The sequence below is a fragment of the Yeosuana sp. genome (genome assembly GCF_057126245.1).
Map to the genome: position 1 here is coordinate 1 of NZ_DBNGMQ010000079.1, position 2,710 is coordinate 2,710.

General features: G+C 27.8%; 3 protein-coding genes. 2 read left to right on the forward strand and 1 reads right to left on the reverse strand.

Annotated features, from left to right (window positions below):
* Positions 1 to 530 precede the first annotated feature (530 nt).
* Positions 531 to 734 (reverse strand): T9SS type A sorting domain-containing protein, encoded by a 204-nt coding sequence (locus AC15TD_RS10660; protein WP_484452130.1) that lies wholly within the window; start codon positions 732 to 734, stop codon positions 531 to 533.
* A 307-nt stretch (positions 735 to 1,041) separates the two neighbouring features.
* Between AC15TD_RS10660 and AC15TD_RS10665 the strand changes: the two genes are divergently transcribed.
* Both AC15TD_RS10665 and AC15TD_RS10670 read left to right on the forward strand, forming a co-directional pair.
* Positions 1,042 to 1,764, forward strand: a complete 723-nt coding sequence (locus tag AC15TD_RS10665; RefSeq protein WP_484452131.1) for a hypothetical protein — start codon at positions 1,042 to 1,044, stop codon at positions 1,762 to 1,764.
* A gap of 276 nt (positions 1,765 to 2,040) precedes the next feature.
* Positions 2,041 to 2,604, forward strand: a complete 564-nt coding sequence (locus AC15TD_RS10670) for a GrpB family protein (RefSeq protein ID WP_484452132.1) — start codon at positions 2,041 to 2,043, stop codon at positions 2,602 to 2,604.
* The last annotated feature ends 106 nt before the right edge of the window (positions 2,605 to 2,710 follow it).

Sequence of the window (2,710 nt, forward strand, 5' to 3'; positions counted from 1 at the left end):
AATTAATAACTTCAGGATGATTATATAAAATTTCTTGTAAATCTTCTTTGCAACCATTTCTTGCGATGTCAAAAATATTGTTTTGAGATTGCATTTGGTTGCAAACAGATACCAAGTAAATACTTAACAAAAACCTTATTATCATATGTTTATATGAAAAAATATTATTTATCATGTTAATTTTTTAATGGTTTTTCGATAAAACAATTAATACTTTCTTTTAAAGAAGAAAAAATAATATTAAAAACCCGGAAAGTAAATGATTGTCGTCAGTCTAAGTCAATTAACTGAATTAGAAAAGATTAATCAAAGTTTAGGAGCATACTTATCAAGACTATGACCATATTTAAAACTCCTTGCTTCGGTTATGGTGTTATGTTCAGAATCATAAATAACTTCAACAAAAAACTTGTCAATGGCATAACAATTACAACGCTCAATTTTAGTGACATAATTATCTAAAAAAATACCATGCTCTTTAACGGTGCGATATTTATTTTCAAAATAAAAACTATTAAACTCTTATAGAGCTATTGTTTTTTAATAAACTTAATTGTTTTTGAATTCTCAATTTTTAAAAAATATAATCCATTAGCTAAGGACTTAATATCTATTTTTTTATTAGCAGATATAATTCTATGAGATATTTCTATTCCTAAACTATTATAAATTCTATAATTACTTGATTTAAATAATGACGAAATTTGAATAAAGTCGGCAAGAGTTAAAAACAATTGCAGGCTTAAAAGAAAAGATTAAAAGTTCAGACGACTTATACAAACTCTATGTCAAAGGCAATAGGTTAGAAAAACAATTAAAAGACCTCTTAAAAACAACTTCGCCAAAAGAAATATTATTTGATATGATTGAGAAATCAAGGAATTAATTCAACTAATCTGTTATGGCGTTTAACAACTTATAAGATATTTAATATATTAGTGCTCATATAAAAGATATGTTCAATATATTCTATATTAGAGGTATATATAACATATGTTCTATATACTATTGTTGTACTTCATTACCAGAAACCAATAACCAATGATAAAATTCTTTCGAAAAATTAGACAAAACTTACTTTCAGAAAGAAAAACTGGAAAGTACTTTAAATATGCCATTGGCGAAATTGTACTTGTTGTTATAGGTATATTAATTGCTTTACAGGTTAATAATTGGCATGAGCACCAAAAAATTATTACTAATGAACAAGAAGTTTTAAAGTCTTTAGAAAAAGAAATCGTTAAAAATACAGAACAACTAGAAAAATATAAAACCAGAAACGATTTCTATTCTGAAGTAACTGCCGAAGTTATTTTAAAATTAAAACAAGGTAAAGAAACTTTTACTACTAAAGAAATTAGCGATTGTTTTAACTTCTATTCGAATATGGTTAATTCGCCAGTTTTGGATATGATTGTAACGTCAAATTCAAATTTATTGGTTAAGAGCAAAAATTTAATTGAAGAATTTAGGACTCTTCAGTATAAATATGGTGGTATTAGCAAACAGGAATTTTATCTGGATGACTTCTGGAATTCGAAGATTACGGATTTATTTATTTCGTGCGGATTTTCATTAGAATATGCAAAAACAGATCCCTTAATTAACCTTGCAGATATTGAAAAAAGCGGCTATTCAAAAAAGCAATTTATAGCTATGCTGAACATAAAGAAAGATTTACATAATTATACTTCTAGCAGAGTCAAAGAGGCATTGGATAAATCTGAAGAAGTTTTGCAATTATTAAAATATAATCCTAAATAAATCAAAAATTTAATAAACAAAACATGGGAAATTTCATTTTAGAAATAAAATAATGATTGGTGAAAGAAAATTAGTCCTGTAATTATCTGCTCGTTGCGATACCTATGCAACTTGAAAAATAACGAAAGCACAACAATTGCTATAAGTAATTGCTTGTTCTCGCCTACTTCTAAAAATCCTCAAGGGTTTTCAGCTTGGTGTTTACTTGCAAAGCTAATTTCTAAACCACGCAACTACTCATAGCCGAGACCGTTGTGTGTAATTTAAAAAAACCATATGCTAATCGAAAAATATTCATCAGATTGGATTAAAAATTTTGAGGATTTAAAACTCGAGATTGACAACGGTTTGAAAGGACTTAAATATCGAATTGAGCACGTTGGAAGTACATCCGTTCCTAAATTAGCTTCTAAACCGATTATTGACATTGATATAATTTATGAAAGCGAATCGGAATTTAAAAAAATAAAATCTGGACTTATAAGTATTGGATATTACCACAACGGAGATCAAGGAATTGAAATGCGTGAGGTTTTTAAAAGGACTGAAAACCAAACAAACCGAATTTTGGATTTTATAAAGCACCATCTTTATGTTTGCAAAATAGGCAGCAAAGCTTTGGAGAGGCATATTTTGTCCCGTAATTTTTTGAGAAAAAATGATTCTGCGCGATTGCAATATGAATCTATGAAGTATATTCTAGCCGAAAAAGCTAATCAAAACCAAAAAGTATATGCTGAACTCAAGGAATTAAATGTTAATGATTTCATTGATTCAATTATTGAATTGGAGAAGTTAAATATTAGAACAAAAAAAACGAACACGCAACACCATGTATAATTAATTGCTATGGTTAGTGCTCATCACGAAAATTCCTTCGGAATTTCCTCTGACAAGTATTTGTTTACTAAATTAGTTGCTATACACGCAACTAACCATACAGAAG